The sequence below is a fragment of the Maricaulis sp. genome (genome assembly GCF_017642925.1).
Taxonomy (GTDB): domain Bacteria; phylum Pseudomonadota; class Alphaproteobacteria; order Caulobacterales; family Maricaulaceae; genus Maricaulis.
On the sequence record NZ_JAEPOL010000008.1, the window covers coordinates 58,927 to 74,577 of the forward strand.

Sequence of the window (15,651 nt, forward strand, 5' to 3'; positions counted from 1 at the left end):
GGCAGTCGTGATGCGATCTAGCCCTGCCCGGGCAGGTCACCGGCCTTCAGCGCGGCGAGGGCCGGGCTGGCAAATTGCCGGTAGACCAGGATCGCCGCGACGGCCAGCGTCACCAGGATCTGTGCGGCCGGTCCGCCGATCCAGGCCAGATATCCGATCGACATGAAGAGCGTGCGCAGGCCGCGATTGAACTGGCGTCCGGCGACGACATTCATGGCGCCGGCCCGGCGGGCAGCCGCCAGGATTTCTTCGGACGCCGCTTCGTCACGGCCGGTGTCCGGCGTGGCGCCCAGCAGCATGGCGGAATAGTTCACCAGCCGGTAGGCCCAGCCGAACTTGAAGAAGGCATAGGCATAGATCACCAGGAGACCCAGCGACATCACCTCCCATTGCAGGCGCGAGGAGGCGTCGAGGAAGGGCACGTCCTGCACGGCACTCATCACCGGATCGAGCGCGGTAATGAGTGTGAAGGCGGCGCCGATACCCAGCAAGGCGGTCGAGGCGAAGAAGGCGATGCCGTTCTGCAGGCCGGCGATGATCTGGCTGTCCATGATCCGCACCTGGCGGTTGGCCATGCCTTCCATCCAGCGGCGCCGGTGCACGTCCATCGCGCGCGACAGCGTGTGTTTCGAGAACGGGCTGTGATCGACCAGCCAGGAAAACCCGCCTGCAATCAGCAGGAAGCCGATAACCCCGTAATAATCCGACATCGCCTGTCCGTTCGTCCGCCGTGGACGATCAGTCTAGGCATATTCGCGCCGCGGGAAAGCCGCAGCGGCCGATGGTGCAGAGGCCGTCGATGGGGTGTCGCCCGTCAGGCGTTCGCAACCAGGAAAAGCAGGAGCGCAATCGCGGCTGCGGCGGTGGAGATCGCCAGCACCCAACGCACGCCATGTCCCTTTTCACCCTGGCGAGCCTCTTGGGAGTTCAGAATAAACATTCCGTACCTCTTTCGTGGCTATACACCCCAGTATAGGGCGAATGGGGCGATTTGTCGGCCCCCGGCCAACAGTGTCCGGCTTTCAGGCCATCCTGGTCCGGCGTTCCGGGGCGGCGCGCCAGGCGAGACTGAGGGCGATCAGGGCGGCGCTCGCCAGGAGGCCGGCATTGATCACCCAGGCCACCGGGTCGGCATAATCCGCGCCATGCCGCAGCACATGTGCCAGGGGCAGGACGGTCAGCAGGAGCGCGCTTGCCGCACGCAGGCCGGTGGACAGGGCAACAGGCCCCAACGGCACAGTCAGGCCCAGGCACAGCCCGGTCGCGATGGCCCAGACGAGCAGCGGATCGGGCCCGGGCCACACGAGCGCTGTCAGGGCGGAGAGCGCATAGGCGAAAGGCTGGCTCCACACGGTCGCGGCCCACAGACGTTCGGTGACGGGGGCGGGGTGGCCCTTGGAGCGGCGGCGGGCGGTCCAGATGGCAACGCCGGTACTGGTCACCCAGGTCAGTGCGGCGCCCAGAAGGATGTAGGCGAGCTTGGAAACCCAGCCGGCAAACCAGCCGAAATGATAGGGACCGATCGTCTGCAGGATGCGGGTGCCCAGCGAGCTTTCGGACACCTGTTCGCTGTGAAACAGGGCGCCGTTTCCGTCATAGATATAGCTGTCGCCGAAGGCGAGCTTGTCGGCATAACCCATTGTGACGTGGACGGATTGGCCGGTCTCGCCCGGATGGTCCAGGCGCAGCATGCGCAGCTCGGCACCGGGCGCACGGGCCGCGGCATCGGCCAGGATGGCCTCGAGATCGGGGATCGGCGCGGGCGTGGTGTCGTCCTCCAGCGCGGGCGGGAAGAAGAGCGCATAGGTCTGTTCCACATCGCCCTTGAAGAAGGCGAGCGCCAGCGTGCCGGCGATCAGCGTCGTCAGGCCCAGCAGCGCGCCGGTCAGCGCGATGACGATGTGGAAGGGCAGGGCCCAGATGCCGGCCCGGTTGTGCAGATCGGCCTCCTGCAGGCGTTTTGTGCCGCCCAGCCGGATGTGGAAGGCGTCGCGGAAGATGCGCGGATGCGACAGGAGGCCCGAGATCAGGAGGGACAGCAGCGCCACCCCGGTCATGCCGACCACGAAGGAGCCGACAGCGTGGGGCAGGTGGAGGTCGATATGCAGGCCGAGCATGAAGGCCGACCAGGGCGTCTGCGCCGGGCCGGACCAGGTGCCGTCCGTGTCGGCGAAGCCCTCCAGTATCTCCCCGTCGTGCAGTTCTGCGTAGATGCGCGTGCGCGGCGAATTGATGTCGGGCAGCGAGATGAAGATGTGCTCGGTCGCCGGGTGGCCGGAAAGGAAGCTCCGGGCCGTTGCGATTGCGGTATCCGGCCCCGCCGCCTCGACAGGGGCGACGACCGGCGCTTCCCAGCGCTCGAAATCATGGACCAGGACCGCGACCGTTCCGGAGAAGCAGACCAGATAGATCAATGCGGCAAAGGCGAGACCCAGCGAGGAGTGGCCGGCGAGCACGGCCTGCACGAAGGGTGCGGACATGCGCGGCCAGATCGTCTTTGCCCGGGGCCGTTGTCGTTCAGCCATGTCAGAAGCCTTCGATTGCGATCAGCGCAGCGCCCGCCAGGGTCAACGCGATCATGGTGAGGGCGGGACGCAGGATACGGTCATCGGTCAGGGCCCAGGCCATCGCGCCGGCCCACAGGACAGGCACCAGCACACCGCCCAGCACGATCCGGGTCTGCGGGTCGGACGGAAACCAGACGGTCCAGGCGATGCCCAGGGTGAGCGAGACGACACAGCCCAGCGGCGCCGCGACGAGGGTGCGCATGATGCCGCGCCAGATCTTCGCACCGCGCAGGGACGGCTCCAGCGCCCGCGACCGGGCCACGCGGCCATTCGCCTCGCGCCGCTTCACGCCGGTCGCGACCAGTGCCAGGGCGCCGGCCGGTATCAGGGCCATGGCGAAGGCGGGACCCCGGGCCGAGCCGAGGGCGATGGCGGCGATCACGACGAGCGCGGACACGGCTGCCCAGCCCGCCAGGATCAGGACCGGCCTGGCGGCGGAGGGATGCCGCCAGGCCTGCCGGAGCACAAAGGCTGCGGCGATCCCGGTCGCAACAAGCGCTGCGATGACGAGAGCGTCGATCACCAGTTCGTCTCGAGCGTGACGCCGACGACCCGCGGCTGGCCGAGGATGGCGTAAGGGACGTTGCTCCGCCGGTACTGGAAATAGTCCTCGTCGAACAGGTTGTTGACGAAGAGCGACACCGCCCAGCTGTCCTGTTCATAGCCGACAGACCCGTTGACGAGTGTCCGTGCAGCGACTTCCGATCCGGCCTGGTTGACGCCGGTGACCGTGTACTCCTCGCTGCGATAGCTGCCGTTGAGATTGGCGAAGAGGCCATTGCTCCAGGTCCAGTTCGCGCCGGCGGCCAGCGTCCAGGCCGGGGCGTAGGCGAATTCGGAGCCGGACAGGTCGTCGGTGGAGCTGCCATCGACGATGACGAAATCGTCGAACTCGGTCTTCGTGTGCCCAAGCGAGGCATACCAGTCGAAGCCGCGGGATACCCGATGGGCCACTTCCAGCTCGAACCCGTAGAGATGCGAGCTGCCGGCATTTTCGGTCTGGGTATCGAAGTCGTTGAGGCCGAGATTGACCCACACCTGCTGGTCGGTCCAGTCGATGTAATAGGCGTTGGCGTTGACCGAGAGATCGCCGTCCAGCCACAGAGAGCGCAGCGAGAGCTCGTAATTCCACGTGTATTCGGGATCGTAGGGCACGACGGTCGAGCGGGCGATGTTGACGGTCGAGCCGCCGGACCGGTAGCCGCGCTGCACGATGGCGCTGGTCGAGAGATCGTCGGTCCAGTTGTAGGTCAGGCCGAGCTTGGGCAGGAAGGCTTCGAAATCGCGCGAGTCCGTCGGCGCCGAGGCCCCGGCCTGGGCGACGAAGAGATCGACGACCTGGTTCAGGCCCGCAATCACCGGGGCGTAGGGACCGTACAGGGCCGGGTCCGGATAGGTGCCGGCGAACACCGCCGTCTGGTCCGAGGTGATGGTGTAGGTCTCGCGGTCATAGCGGAAGCCGCCGAGCAGGGTCAGCCTGGGCGTCAGCTCGAACCGGCCGTCGGCGAACAGGGCCGAGGTCTCGATCGAGGACGGAGCCTGGGACGCATAGGACACGGCAATCTGCGGCAGCGCCGACACGTAGAGGCCGGCGGCAAAGGCGGCCGTGGCGGCATCGAGCCCGAAGGGCGGGCCCTGCAGCACGCCGACCAGGGTGGTTTCCGGCGTATTCACGAGCGTGAGGCTGGAGCTTTTGTTGTCGACATCGCGATCCGACAGGTAGAGGCCGACCAGGCCCGTCAGGCGGTCGCCGGAATAATCGAGACGAAACTCCTGGGTCAGGGTCTCGGTCTCGTTATCCGTGTCGCCATAGGCTGCGGGCTGGGCGCTGAGATCGTTGTCATACTGGAGATAGGTATCGACCAGGCTCCAGGCCGTCAGGCTGGTCAGCACGAACCGGTCGGTCAGCTCGTAGTCGATATTGAGCGTGACCATGTCGGTTGTTGAATCGTTGGAATTGGGCGCGTCGGACGTGTTGATCCGGTTGTCGAAGAAGTCCGGCGTATCCGTGCGGATATAAGTGTAGGGATAGCCCGACTCCTGTTCGTAGTGCGTATAGCTGCCCAGGACCGACAGGCCGGGCACGGCGTCCGGTTCGATCAGCAAGCGCGCACGGGCGTGCAGGTTGGACACGCCGTCCACCGTGCCGCCGCGCGTCGGATTGTCGACGATGCCGTCAAACTCGCGGTTCTCCACCGCGATGTGGAAAGCGATCTGGTCCTCCACGATCGGGCCGCCGCCGGCGAAGGAGAGGGTTACATCGTCCTGATCCGTCGCGGACAGGCGGGCGCGGGCATCCCATTCCCAGGTCGGCGCGCGGGACTGGACGACGATCGCGCCGGCCAGCGAGTTGCGGCCCTGCAGGGTGGATTGCGGACCGCGCAGGATTTCCACCTGCTCGACATCCCACATGTTGAAGGGGCCGGCCGATGTGCCGGTCACGCCGTCGGGCACGGCCACGCCATCGACATAGATGCTGGCCAGGCCGCCGGTGCCGCCGCCGGAGACATTATGGCTGGAGATGCCGCGGATGGTGAATTCGGTCGGGCCGTAGGTCTCGCCGACATTGGCGGTGCGGTTCACGATGTCGAACAGGGTGCGGATATTCTCGTTCTCGATCCGCTCGGCCGTGGTGACTGCAACACTGGTGGGCGTGTCCTGCAGCGAGCGTTCGATCTTCTCGCCCAGGATGGTGATGACATCCTCGTTGCTGTCCGCCGCCTCCTGGGCCGTTGCAGGCTGAGCCAGGCCGAAGACCAGGATGCTGGCCGTTCCGGCCAGCAGGAATTGACGATTGAACACGGTGAGCCCCCTCGATGTTGATCGGATGCGGGTCTTGTCATTGTTACAAATGCGAGTCAATCGCATTCTCATCTAGGCGCTGATGCGGGAGGTGCAGCAAGAGGGGGGACAGGCGGGCAGGCGATCCCGCTGGCGGGTTTCGGCCGGGCGGGCAGATTGCGTCATATGAACGCACGATCCGTCCGGCCCCTTCCGATTCTCCGCCTGATCGACCCGGTCTGGCCGCCCTTGCTGCTGGCGGCGTGCTGTCTCGTCCTTGCCTTCGCGATTTCCCCCTTCTTGTGGCTCGACGCGCTGGCGATACTGGGATGCGGTGTGCTGGTGCTGGATACGGCGGCGCGCTACCGCCAATACCGTGTGCTGCGCATGGCGTTGCGCCAGGCCAATGGCGTGACCGGACGGGCCCGGCGGCTCTTCCGGCGTGCCCGGGGGACATGGTGCACACGCCGGGCAGCCCTGGCGGCGGCGCATGCCGAGGGGTTCGGCCGTGAGGCCCGGGCACTGGTCTGCCGGTGGGGCTATCGCCCCTGGCATATTTTTCCGGACGGGACCTTCACCCGCCGCTCGCCCTTCCTCCGGTTCGCCTTCTGGCGCTCGGTTGTCGGGCTGGAGCGGCGCGGGCAGGGCCATCCCGGCTGATTTCGATATTGCAAATCATTTGCATTTATTGTTCGCTGTGTGTCGCTATATTCGTCAGAACTGACAGAGGGCGGCCTTTAGGCCTTGCCCGCAGCGCCGCTGCGCTCTAGCTTCCGCGCCAAATCGGGCAGGGGGTCCCGTTGCCGGTGGTTGATTCGTCCCGAGGCGGATCACACCTTGAAAACAACGGCCTCCCGCACCGCAAAACCGACGCTAGAAGGCGAGGCTTGGCGATGGACGCGCTGCTTCTCGATTACCTGCCCATCCTGATCTTTTTCGGACTGGCCACTGCGATCGGCCTCGGCTTCATGCTGGCCGCTTTCGTCATCGCGCCGTCAAAGCCGGACCCCGAAAAGGTCTCGACCTATGAATGCGGCTTCAACGCCTTCGACGACGCCCGCATGAAATTCGACGTGCGATTCTATCTCGTCGCCATCCTGTTCATCATTTTCGACCTGGAAGTCGCCTTCCTCTTCCCCTGGGCCGTGACCCTGCGGGAGCATCTGGGCGAGTTCGAGTTCTGGTCGATGATGGTGTTCCTGGGAGTTCTCACCATCGGCTTCATTTACGAGCTGAAAAAAGGCGCGCTGGATTGGGAGTAGTCCACCATGGCATCTGATCTGACCCCTCATGCCGGCATGGCCGGACGCGCGACCGTTCCCGGCTATGACCCGAAGAAACACGACCCGTTCTTTGACGGCGTCAGCGATGCGCTGGCCGACAAGGGCTTCGTGGTCGCCGCTGCCGACGATCTCGTCACCTGGGCCCGTACCGGCTCGCTGATGTGGATGACGTTCGGCCTGGCTTGTTGCGCCGTCGAAATGATGCAGGCCTCGATGCCGCGTTACGACGTCGAGCGTTTCGGCTTTGCGCCGCGGGCCTCCCCGCGCCAGTCGGACGTGATGATTGTCGCCGGCACGCTCACCAACAAGATGGCGCCGGCCCTGCGCAAGGTCTACGACCAGATGCCCGAGCCGCGCTACGTTATCTCGATGGGTTCGTGCGCCAATGGCGGCGGGTATTATCATTATTCCTATTCGGTCGTGCGCGGTTGTGACCGCATCGTCCCGGTCGACGTCTATGTGCCGGGCTGCCCGCCCACCGCAGAGGCGCTGGTATACGGCATTCTTCAACTGCAAAAGAAGATCCGCCGTGAAGGCTCGATCGAACGGTGATGGCAGGCGCGAGGAGTGACAAGGCGATGAGCGAAGCTCTCAAGGTTCTCGGCGAGCACATCCAGGCGGGTCAGCCCACGGCTGTTACCGGCTGGACTGTGACCCAGGGCGAGCTGACCGTGACGATCCATCGCGACCAGGTCGAGGATGTGATCACCTGGCTGCGCGACGAGCCGGCCTGCAAGTTCACGACGCTGGTCGATATCTGCGGTGTCGACTATCCGCAGCGCGCCGAGCGGTTCGAAGTGGTCTACCACCTGCTCTCCATGCACCAGAACCACCGGGTGCGCGTGAAGCTGTCGACGGATGAGGAGAACCCGGTTGCCTCGATCCATCATGTCTACCCGGTTGCCGACTGGTTCGAGCGCGAGGCGTTCGACATGTACGGCATCGTCTTCTCCGGCCATCCGGATCTGCGCCGCCTGCTGACCGATTACGGTTTCGAGGGCTATCCGCTGCGCAAGGACTTCCCGCTCACCGGCTATGTCGAAGTGCGCTGGGACGAGGAGCAGAAACGCGTGGTCTACGAACCGGTCGAACTGGTCCAGGAATACCGCGACTTCGATTTCATGAGCCCGTGGGAAGGCGCCAAATACGTCATCCCGGGCGACGAGAAGGCGGAGGGCTAGAGCCATGGCTGCCGACGACATGACGCAATCCGGCGAACGCAAGTTCACCCTCAATTTCGGTCCCCAGCACCCGGCCGCCCACGGCGTGCTGCGTCTCGTGCTGGAGCTGGACGGTGAGGTGGTCGAACGCGTCGATCCGCATATCGGCCTTCTGCACCGCGGCACCGAGAAGCTGCTGGAGCACAAGACCTATCTCCAGGGCATCGGCTATTTCGACCGTCTCGACTATGTCGCCCCGATGAACCAGGAGCACGCCTTCTGCATGGCGGCCGAGCGTCTGGCCGGGATCACCGTGCCCAAGCGCGGCCAGTATGTGCGCGTGCTCTACTGCGAGATCGGCCGTATCCTGAATCACCTGCTCAACGTGACGACCCAGGCCATGGACGTCGGCGCCCTGACGCCGCCGCTCTGGGGCTTCGAGGAGCGCGAGAAGCTGATGGTGTTCTACGAGCGCGCTTCGGGCAGCCGCATGCACGCTCACTATTTCCGTCCCGGCGGTGTCCACCAGGATCTGCCGCCGAAACTGGTCGAGGACATCCGTGCCTGGTGCGACCAGTTCCCGGAAAAGCTCGACGATATCGACAGCCTCCTGACCGAAAACCGCATCTTCAAGCAGCGCAATGTCGATATCGGCGTGGTGACCAAGGAAGACGTGCTCGCCTGGGGTTTCTCCGGCGTGATGGTGCGCGGTTCGGGCCTGGCCTGGGATCTGCGCCGCGCGCAGCCCTATGAAGTCTATGACGAGCTGGAATTCAACATTCCGGTGGGCAAGCACGGCGATTGCTATGATCGCTATCTGTGCCGCATGGAAGAGATGCGCGAGAGCGTGAAAATCATGATCCAGTGCTGCGACTGGCTCATGAAGGAGGAGAATGCGGGCGAGGTGCTGGCCACCGACTCGAAATTCTCGCCGCCGCGCCGCGCCGAGATGAAGCGCTCGATGGAAGCGCTCATCCAGCACTTCAAACTCTACACTGAAGGCGTCCACGTCGAGGCCGGCGAGGTCTATGCCGCCGTCGAGGCGCCGAAGGGCGAGTTCGGCGTCTACCTGATCGCCGACGGTTCCAACAAGCCGTATCGCGTGAAGATCCGGGCCCCCGGCTTCCCGCACCTGGCCGCCATGGACTTCATGAGCCGTGGCCACATGCTGGCCGATGTGTCGGCCATTATCGGCTCGCTTGATGTCGTGTTCGGGGAGATCGACCGATGAGCGTTCGACGCTTGGCAAAGGACCAGCCCGAGAGCTTCGCCTTCAACAAGAAGAGCGAGGACGAGATCAAGTTCTGGCTGGCGAAATATCCCGAGGAAAAGAAAGCCTCGGCCGTCATCCCCATGCTGTGGATCGCACAGAAGCAGGAAGGCTGGGTCTGCGAGCCCGCCATCCGCGAGATCGCCGACCGGCTGGAGATGCCCTATATCCGCGTCTACGAGGTCGCGACCTTCTACACCATGTTCAACCTGGCCCCGGTCGGTGAGCATCTGATCCAGGTCTGCGGCACCACGCCGTGCATGCTGCGCGGGTCGGACGAGCTGATCTCGGTGTGCAAGAACCGCATCGGCAAGCAGCACGAGATTTCCGAGGACGGCAAGTTCACCTGGGTCGAGGTGGAGTGCATGGGCGCCTGCGCCAATGCCCCGATGATCCAGCTCGCGAACAAGGATGGCGACCATTACATCGAGGATCTCGACGCGGAGAGCTTCGAGAAACTGCTCGATGACCTCGCCGCCGGCAAGAAGGTCAAGTACGGCCCGCAATCCGAGCGCAATGCGTCCGAGCCGCATGGCACCAAGGTGCTGACCGATGAGAGCCTCTATGACGGCTCGCGCGCCAAGCCGGTCACGCTTCCCAATACCGGCAAGTCCGAAAAGGCGGAGGGCTAAGTCATGACCCAGCTTCTCCAGGACAAGGACCGTATCTTCACCAATCTGTTCGGCCACCACGACCCCGGTCTGGACGGCGCCAAGCAGCGGGGTGCATGGAATGGGACCAAGGAAATCCTCGAACAGGGCCGCGACTGGATCATCGACCAGATGAAGGCGTCAGGCCTGCGCGGCCGCGGCGGCGCCGGTTTCCCGACCGGTCTGAAATGGTCCTTCATGCCCAAGGAAGTGGGCGCACGTCCGCACTATCTCGTCGTCAATGCCGACGAGTCCGAGCCGGGCACGTGCAAGGACCGCGAGATCATGCGCCACGATCCGCACCTTCTCATCGAAGGCTGCCTGATCGCGTCATTCTCGATGCAGGCACACGCCTGCTACATCTATCTGCGCGGTGAGTATGTCACCGAGCGCCTGGCGATGGAAAAGGCCGTCAAGGAGGCCTATGAGGCCAAGCTGATCGGCGAGAAAAACGTCCATGGCTGGCCGTTCCACGTCTATATCCATCACGGCGCTGGCGCCTATATCTGCGGCGAGGAAACGGCCCTGCTGGAAAGCCTGGAAGGCAAGAAGGGCCAGCCGCGCCTGAAGCCGCCTTTCCCGGCCAATGCCGGTCTCTACGGCTGTCCGACCACGGTGAACAATGTCGAATCCATCGCGGTGGCCGGCACGATCCTGCGCCGCGGGGCGCAATGGTTCGCCTCTTTCGGCCGCGAGCGGAATGTCGGCACGAAGATCTTCTCGATCTCCGGCCATGTGAACAAGCCGTGCAATGTCGAAGAAGCCATGTCGATCCCGATGAAGACGCTCATCGAGACGCATGCCGGCGGCGTGCGCGGCGGCTGGGACAATCTCAAGGCCGTCATTCCGGGCGGCTCCTCGGTGTCGCTGTTGCCGAAGGATATCTGCGACGACGTGCTGATGGATTTCGACGCGCTGCAGGCGCACAAGTCCGGTCTGGGCACCGCCGCCGTCATCGTCATGGACAAGTCCACCGATGTGGTGAAGGCGATCGCGCGCATTTCCTACTTCTACCGCCATGAAAGCTGCGGCCAGTGCACGCCGTGCCGTGAAGGCACGGGCTGGATGTGGCGCGTGCTGGAGCGCATGGCGCGGGGCGAGAGCTCGATCGAGGAGATCGACATGCTGCTCGACGTTGCCGGCCAGGTGGAAGGCCACACGATCTGTGCGCTCGGTGACGCGGCCGCCTGGCCCGTCCAGGGCCTGATCCGCCACTTCCGCGGCGAGATCGAGGAACGCATCAACAATTATCGCGCCGGCAAACCCGTGTTTGTCAGCCAGACCGTTGCGGCAGAGTAGGGACTTCATCCAATGAGCGACGACCTTCGCAAAATCGTAGTCGACGGTGAAGAAGTCGAAGTACCGAATTCCTTCACGCTGTTGCAGGCTGCCGAGGCGGCCGGCCGGGAAATCCCGCGCTTTTGCTATCACGAGCGCCTGTCGGTCGCCGGCAATTGCCGGATGTGCCTGGTGGAGCTCGTCGGCGCGCCGAAACCGGCTGCGTCCTGCGCCATGCAGGTGCGCGACATGCGCGGCGGGCCGAATGGCGAACCGCCGGCCATGAACACGCTGTCGCCGATGGTGAAGAAGGCGCGCGAAGGGGTGATGGAGTTCCTGCTCATCAACCACCCGCTGGACTGCCCGATCTGCGACCAGGGCGGCGAGTGTGACCTGCAGGACCAGTCGCTGGTCTATGGCCGCACCGGCTCGCGCTTCCCGGAAAACAAGCGCGCCGTCGAAGACAAGGAAATGGGTCCGATCATCAAGACGGAGATGACGCGCTGCATCCAGTGCACGCGCTGCGTCCGCTTCGTCACCGAGGTCGCAGGCGTGCCGGAAATCGGCATGATCGGCCGCGGCGAGGATGCCGAGATCACGACCTATCTGGAAAACGCGGTGACGTCGGAACTGTCCGGCAATGTCATCGATCTGTGCCCGGTCGGTGCGCTGACCTCCAAGCCCTACGCCTTCAACGCCCGTCCCTGGGAGCTGAAGAAGACCGAGACCGTCGATGTGATGGACGCGGTCGGCTCGAACATCCGCGTGGATGCCCGCGGCGGCGCCGTGCTGCGCATCCTGCCGCGCGTCCATGAGGGCGTGAACGAGGAATGGATTTCCGACAAGACGCGCTACGCCTGGGAAGGCCTTGGCAAGCGCCGTCTGGACAAACCCTATGTCCGCGAGAACGGCAAGCTGCGCGCCGCGAGCTGGAGCGAGGCGCTGGACGTGGCGGTCAAGCGCCTGTCGGGCGATGCCTCGAAGATCGGCATGATCGCCGGCGATCTGTGCTCGGCAGAAGAGATGAAGGCGGCGAAGGATCTGGCCGATGCCCTGGGTATCGCCTCGATCGACTGCCGCCAGGATGGCGCCAAGCTGGGTACCGGTCCGCGCCAGGAATACCTGTTCAACGCGACGATTGCGGGCATTGAGGAGGCAGACGCCATCCTCATCGTCGGCGCCAATCCGCGCGTCGAGGCGGCCATCGTCAATGCGCGGATCCGCAAGACCTGGCTGCACAATGACACCAAGGTCGGCGTGATCGGCGAGCCGGTCGACCTGACCTATGAGTACGAGCATGTCGGGACCGGCGCCAAGGATCTGGCCGGCCTGAAAAAGAAGCGCTCCGGCTTCATCAAGACGCTGAAGGACGCCAAGCGTCCGCTCATCCTGGTGGGTGCCGGTGCACTGGCCCGCGAGGACGGCGCCCAGGTGCTGCGCGCGGCCGGCGATCTGGCCGCTGCCGTTGGCGCTGTCAGCGAAGACTGGAACGGTTTCTCGGTTCTGCACACGGCCGCCAGCCGCGTTGCGGGTCTCGATCTCGGCTTCGTGCCGGGCGAGGGCGGTCAGGATGTCGCCGGCATGCAGTCGGGCGGCATGGAGACGATTGTCCTCATGGGCGCCGACGAGCTGGACATATCGAAGTTCGGCGACGCCTTCGTCATCTATGTCGGCAGCCATGGCGATGCCGGTGCCCACCGTGCCGATCTCGTACTGCCGGGTGCGGCCTGGACCGAACAGGACGGCCTGTTCGCCAACACTGAAGGCCGCGTGCAGCTGGCTTTCCGCTCGGTCTTCCCGAAGGGCGAGGCCAAGGAAAACTGGGCCATCTTCCGCGCGCTGTCCGAGCGTGTCGGCAAGACGCTGCCCTATGACAATCTCACCCAGCTGCGCCTGAAACTGTTCGAGGACGTTCCCGTGCTCGGCGGAATCGATCATGCCCCGGGAGCCGAAGGCGCGGCGGAGTTCGACGCCAAGTCGATCGGTGCCGACGGGGATGTCGCCGATGCGGCCTTCACGCCGGCGGTGCGCAATTTCTATTTCACCAACCCGGTTGCCCGGGCTTCCAAGACGCTGGCCGAATGCGCCGCGCTCAAGGACGCCCCGGCGGCAGTAGCGGCGGAGTAAGCGATGAGCGAGTTCGTCTCCCAATTCGGCCCGCTCTGGGGCACGCTTGCCGTGATCGGCCAGATCCTGGCCTTCATGATCGTGCTGCTGATCTCGCTGGCCTTCCTGCTGCTGATGGACCGCAAGGTCTGGGCGGCAGTGCAGATGCGCAAGGGCCCGAACGTGGTCGGCGCTTTCGGCCTGCTGCAATCCTTCGCGGACTTCTTCAAGTTCGTGTTCAAGGAAATCGTCGTGCCGGCCGGCGCGGACCGCTCGCTCTACCTGCTGGCGCCGCTGATCACGCTGATCCTCGCCTTCATCACCTGGGCCGTCGTGCCGGTGGCGCCGGGCTGGGTGATCGCCGACCTCAATGTCGGCATTCTCTACCTGTTCGCCATGTCGTCGCTGGGTGTCTACGGCATCATCATCGGCGGCTGGGCCTCGAACTCGAAATATCCCTTCCTCGGCGCGCTGCGCTCGGCGGCACAGATGGTGTCCTATGAAGTCTCGATCGGCTTCATCATCGTCACCGTGCTGCTGTTCGCCGGCTCGATGCGCCTGTCCGACATCGTCGACATCCAGGCCGGTGGTTTCTGGAACTGGAACCTGCTGGCGTTCCACGCCTTCCCGCTGCCGATGTTCCTGGTGATGGTGCCGATGGCGGTGATGTTCTTCATCTCGGCGCTGGCAGAAACCAACCGTCCGCCCTTCGACCTTCCCGAAGCCGAATCCGAACTCGTCGCCGGCTATCAGGTGGAATACTCCTCCACGCCCTACCTCCTCTTCATGGTGGGTGAGTATCTCAACATCGTGCTGATGTGCGCGATGACGACCATCCTGTTCTTCGGCGGCTGGCATGCGCCTTTCCCGGACGGCTTCGTCAATGACTGGCCCTATCTGGCCTCGCACGCCTGGCACTTCTTCTGGTTCGCCGCCAAGGTCGTGTTCTTCTTCTTCATGTTTGCGATGGTGAAGGCCCTGGTCCCGCGTTACCGCTACGACCAGCTGATGCGCCTCGGCTGGAAGATATTCCTGCCGACCTCGCTGGTTGCGGTGGCCCTGGTGGGTGCTGCCGTCGTCTACGGCCCGCAAGGATAACTCCCATGAGCCGACTGCAACAAACCATTCGCGGCGCCCTGCTGATGGACTTCTGGTCCGCCTTTGGCTTGGGCATGCGCTATTTCTTCAAGAAGAAGGCGACGCTGAACTATCCCTTCGAGAAGGGGCCGCTCAGCCCGCGCTTCCGCGGCCAGCATGCGCTGCGCCGCTATCCCAACGGCGAAGAGCGCTGCATCGCCTGCAAGCTGTGCGAGGCGATCTGTCCGGCGCTGGCGATCACGATCGAGGCGGAACCGCGCGCCGACGGCTCGCGCCGCACCACGCGCTACGACATCGACATGACCAAGTGCATCTATTGCGGTTACTGCCAGGAGGCATGCCCGGTGGATGCGATCGTGGAAGGCCCGAACTTCGAGTTCGCTGCCGAGACCCGCGAGGAACTTTTCTACGACAAGGCAAAACTGCTCGAGAACGGCGATCGCTGGGAACGGGAAATTGCCAGAAACCTGGAACTCGACGCCCCGTACCGCTGATTGGCGGGGCGTTGGCTGAACAATAGACGGAAGAGGGCATCATGCTCGCATCACTGGCCTTCTGGGCCTTTTCCGGAGTGGCGATCCTGTCGGCCCTGATGGTCGTCATCGCCCGCAACCCGGTCAGGTCCGTGCTGTTCCTGATCCTGGCCTTCATCTCGGCCGCGGGTCTGTTCGTGCTGCTGGGCGCCGAATTCCTGGCGATGCTGCTGATCGTCGTCTATGTCGGCGCGGTCGCGGTGCTCTTCCTCTTCGTCGTCATGATGCTGGACGTCGACTTCGCCGAGCTGAAGCAGGGCTTTCTGAGCTATCTGCCGCTGGGCGGGCTGATCGCCATCGTGCTGGCGATCGAGCTGGCGATGATCGGGATGAGCTGGCAGAGCGCGCCGCAGGCCGAGGCCCTGCGCGCGGCGGCCATGCCGGAGGGCATGACCAATGTCGAGGCGCTCGGCACCGTGATCTACGACCAGTATGTCTACTTCTTCCAGATTGCGGGCCTGGTGCTGCTGGTCGCCATGATCGGCGCCATCGTGCTGACGCTGCGTCACAAGGAAGGCGTCAAGCGCCAGAGCGTGACCGCCCAGGTCGGCCGCGACCGCAAGACCGCCGTTGAAATGCTGGATATCAAGCCGGGACAGGGGATTGGAGAATGATGGAGATCGGGCTGGGGCATTACCTCGCCGTCGCCGCGGTGCTCTTCACCATCGGTGTGTTCGGCATTTTCGTGAACCGCAAGAACGTCATCATCCTCTTGATGTCGATCGAGCTGATCCTCTTGTCGGTGAACATCAACCTCGTCGCCTTCTCGTCCTTCCTGGGCGATCTGGCCGGGCAGGTGTTCGCGCTGTTCGTTCTGACCGTGGCCGCGGCGGAAGCCGCTGTGGGCCTGGCCATTCTCGTCGTCTTCTTCCGCAACCGGGGCGATATCTCGGTTGAGGGCGTCAACCTGATGAAGGGCTAGGGG

17 protein-coding genes are annotated in these 15,651 nt (G+C 64.4%); 12 read left to right on the top strand and 5 right to left on the bottom strand.

Annotation, left to right across the window (positions count from 1 at the left end; translation table 11 throughout):
* Positions 1–17 precede the first annotated feature (17 nt).
* The 5 genes from JJ918_RS08140 to JJ918_RS08160 all read right to left on the bottom strand — a co-directional run bounded on the left by JJ918_RS08140 (position 18) and on the right by JJ918_RS08160 (position 5,369).
* Positions 18–710 carry a DUF599 family protein gene (locus JJ918_RS08140; RefSeq protein WP_291885644.1) on the bottom strand — a complete coding sequence of 231 codons (693 nt, stop codon included), beginning with the start codon at positions 708–710 and terminating at the stop codon, positions 18–20.
* A 104-nt stretch (positions 711–814) separates the two neighbouring features.
* Entirely contained in the window at positions 815–940 is a 126-nt protein-coding gene (locus JJ918_RS08145) for a hypothetical protein (protein WP_291885646.1), read from the bottom strand.
* Between the two features lie 82 nt (positions 941–1,022).
* Positions 1,023–2,525 (bottom strand): PepSY domain-containing protein, encoded by a 1,503-nt coding sequence (locus tag JJ918_RS08150; RefSeq protein WP_291885649.1) that lies wholly within the window; start codon positions 2,523–2,525, stop codon positions 1,023–1,025.
* A gap of 1 nt (position 2,526) precedes the next feature.
* On the bottom strand, positions 2,527–3,090 hold the full coding sequence (locus JJ918_RS08155; protein WP_291885652.1) for a hypothetical protein: 564 nt from the start codon (positions 3,088–3,090) through the stop codon (positions 2,527–2,529).
* Positions 3,087–5,369 (bottom strand): TonB-dependent receptor, encoded by a 2,283-nt coding sequence (locus tag JJ918_RS08160; protein WP_291885655.1) that lies wholly within the window; start codon positions 5,367–5,369, stop codon positions 3,087–3,089. The genes JJ918_RS08155 and JJ918_RS08160 overlap by 4 nt, the downstream gene beginning before the upstream one ends.
* Before the next feature lie 165 nt (positions 5,370–5,534).
* Between JJ918_RS08160 and JJ918_RS08165 the strand changes: the two genes are divergently transcribed.
* The 12 genes from JJ918_RS08165 to nuoK all read left to right on the top strand — a co-directional run bounded on the left by JJ918_RS08165 (position 5,535) and on the right by nuoK (position 15,648).
* Complete coding sequence (locus tag JJ918_RS08165) at positions 5,535–6,008, top strand: hypothetical protein (RefSeq protein WP_291885658.1); 474 nt, start codon at positions 5,535–5,537, stop codon at positions 6,006–6,008.
* A 233-nt stretch (positions 6,009–6,241) separates the two neighbouring features.
* Complete coding sequence (locus JJ918_RS08170; RefSeq protein ID WP_271186759.1) at positions 6,242–6,610, top strand: NADH-quinone oxidoreductase subunit A; 369 nt, start codon at positions 6,242–6,244, stop codon at positions 6,608–6,610.
* 6 nt (positions 6,611–6,616) lie between these two features.
* Complete coding sequence (locus tag JJ918_RS08175) at positions 6,617–7,183, top strand: NADH-quinone oxidoreductase subunit B family protein (protein ID WP_291885663.1); 567 nt, start codon at positions 6,617–6,619, stop codon at positions 7,181–7,183.
* A 26-nt stretch (positions 7,184–7,209) separates the two neighbouring features.
* Positions 7,210–7,812, top strand: a complete 603-nt coding sequence (locus tag JJ918_RS08180) for an NADH-quinone oxidoreductase subunit C (protein WP_291885666.1) — start codon at positions 7,210–7,212, stop codon at positions 7,810–7,812.
* A gap of 19 nt (positions 7,813–7,831) precedes the next feature.
* Positions 7,832–9,022, top strand: a complete 1,191-nt coding sequence (locus JJ918_RS08185) for an NADH-quinone oxidoreductase subunit D (protein ID WP_367277678.1) — start codon at positions 7,832–7,834, stop codon at positions 9,020–9,022.
* Positions 9,019–9,693 (top strand): NADH-quinone oxidoreductase subunit NuoE, encoded by a 675-nt coding sequence (gene nuoE / locus JJ918_RS08190; protein WP_291885672.1) that lies wholly within the window; start codon positions 9,019–9,021, stop codon positions 9,691–9,693. The genes JJ918_RS08185 and nuoE overlap by 4 nt, the downstream gene beginning before the upstream one ends.
* Positions 9,694–9,696: 3 nt before the next feature.
* A complete protein-coding gene (gene nuoF / locus JJ918_RS08195) occupies positions 9,697–11,010 on the top strand; it encodes an NADH-quinone oxidoreductase subunit NuoF (RefSeq protein WP_291885675.1) in 1,314 nt (437 codons plus the stop codon).
* A gap of 12 nt (positions 11,011–11,022) precedes the next feature.
* Complete coding sequence (gene nuoG / locus JJ918_RS08200) at positions 11,023–13,116, top strand: NADH-quinone oxidoreductase subunit NuoG (protein WP_291885678.1); 2,094 nt, start codon at positions 11,023–11,025, stop codon at positions 13,114–13,116.
* Positions 13,117–13,119: 3 nt separating this feature from the next.
* Positions 13,120–14,193: an NADH-quinone oxidoreductase subunit NuoH gene (gene nuoH, locus JJ918_RS08205; RefSeq protein ID WP_291885681.1), complete on the top strand. Its 1,074-nt coding sequence runs from the start codon at positions 13,120–13,122 to the stop codon at positions 14,191–14,193.
* Positions 14,194–14,198: 5 nt separating this feature from the next.
* Complete coding sequence (gene nuoI / locus JJ918_RS08210; RefSeq protein WP_271186750.1) at positions 14,199–14,687, top strand: NADH-quinone oxidoreductase subunit NuoI; 489 nt, start codon at positions 14,199–14,201, stop codon at positions 14,685–14,687.
* Positions 14,688–14,725: 38 nt separating this feature from the next.
* The gene (locus JJ918_RS08215; protein ID WP_367277679.1) at positions 14,726–15,340 is read left to right on the top strand and encodes an NADH-quinone oxidoreductase subunit J; all 615 of its coding nucleotides are present in this window, start codon (positions 14,726–14,728) and stop codon (positions 15,338–15,340) included.
* A complete protein-coding gene (gene nuoK, locus JJ918_RS08220) occupies positions 15,340–15,648 on the top strand; it encodes an NADH-quinone oxidoreductase subunit NuoK (RefSeq protein WP_309297594.1) in 309 nt (102 codons plus the stop codon). The genes JJ918_RS08215 and nuoK overlap by 1 nt, the downstream gene beginning before the upstream one ends.
* Positions 15,649–15,651: the final 3 nt, after the last annotated feature.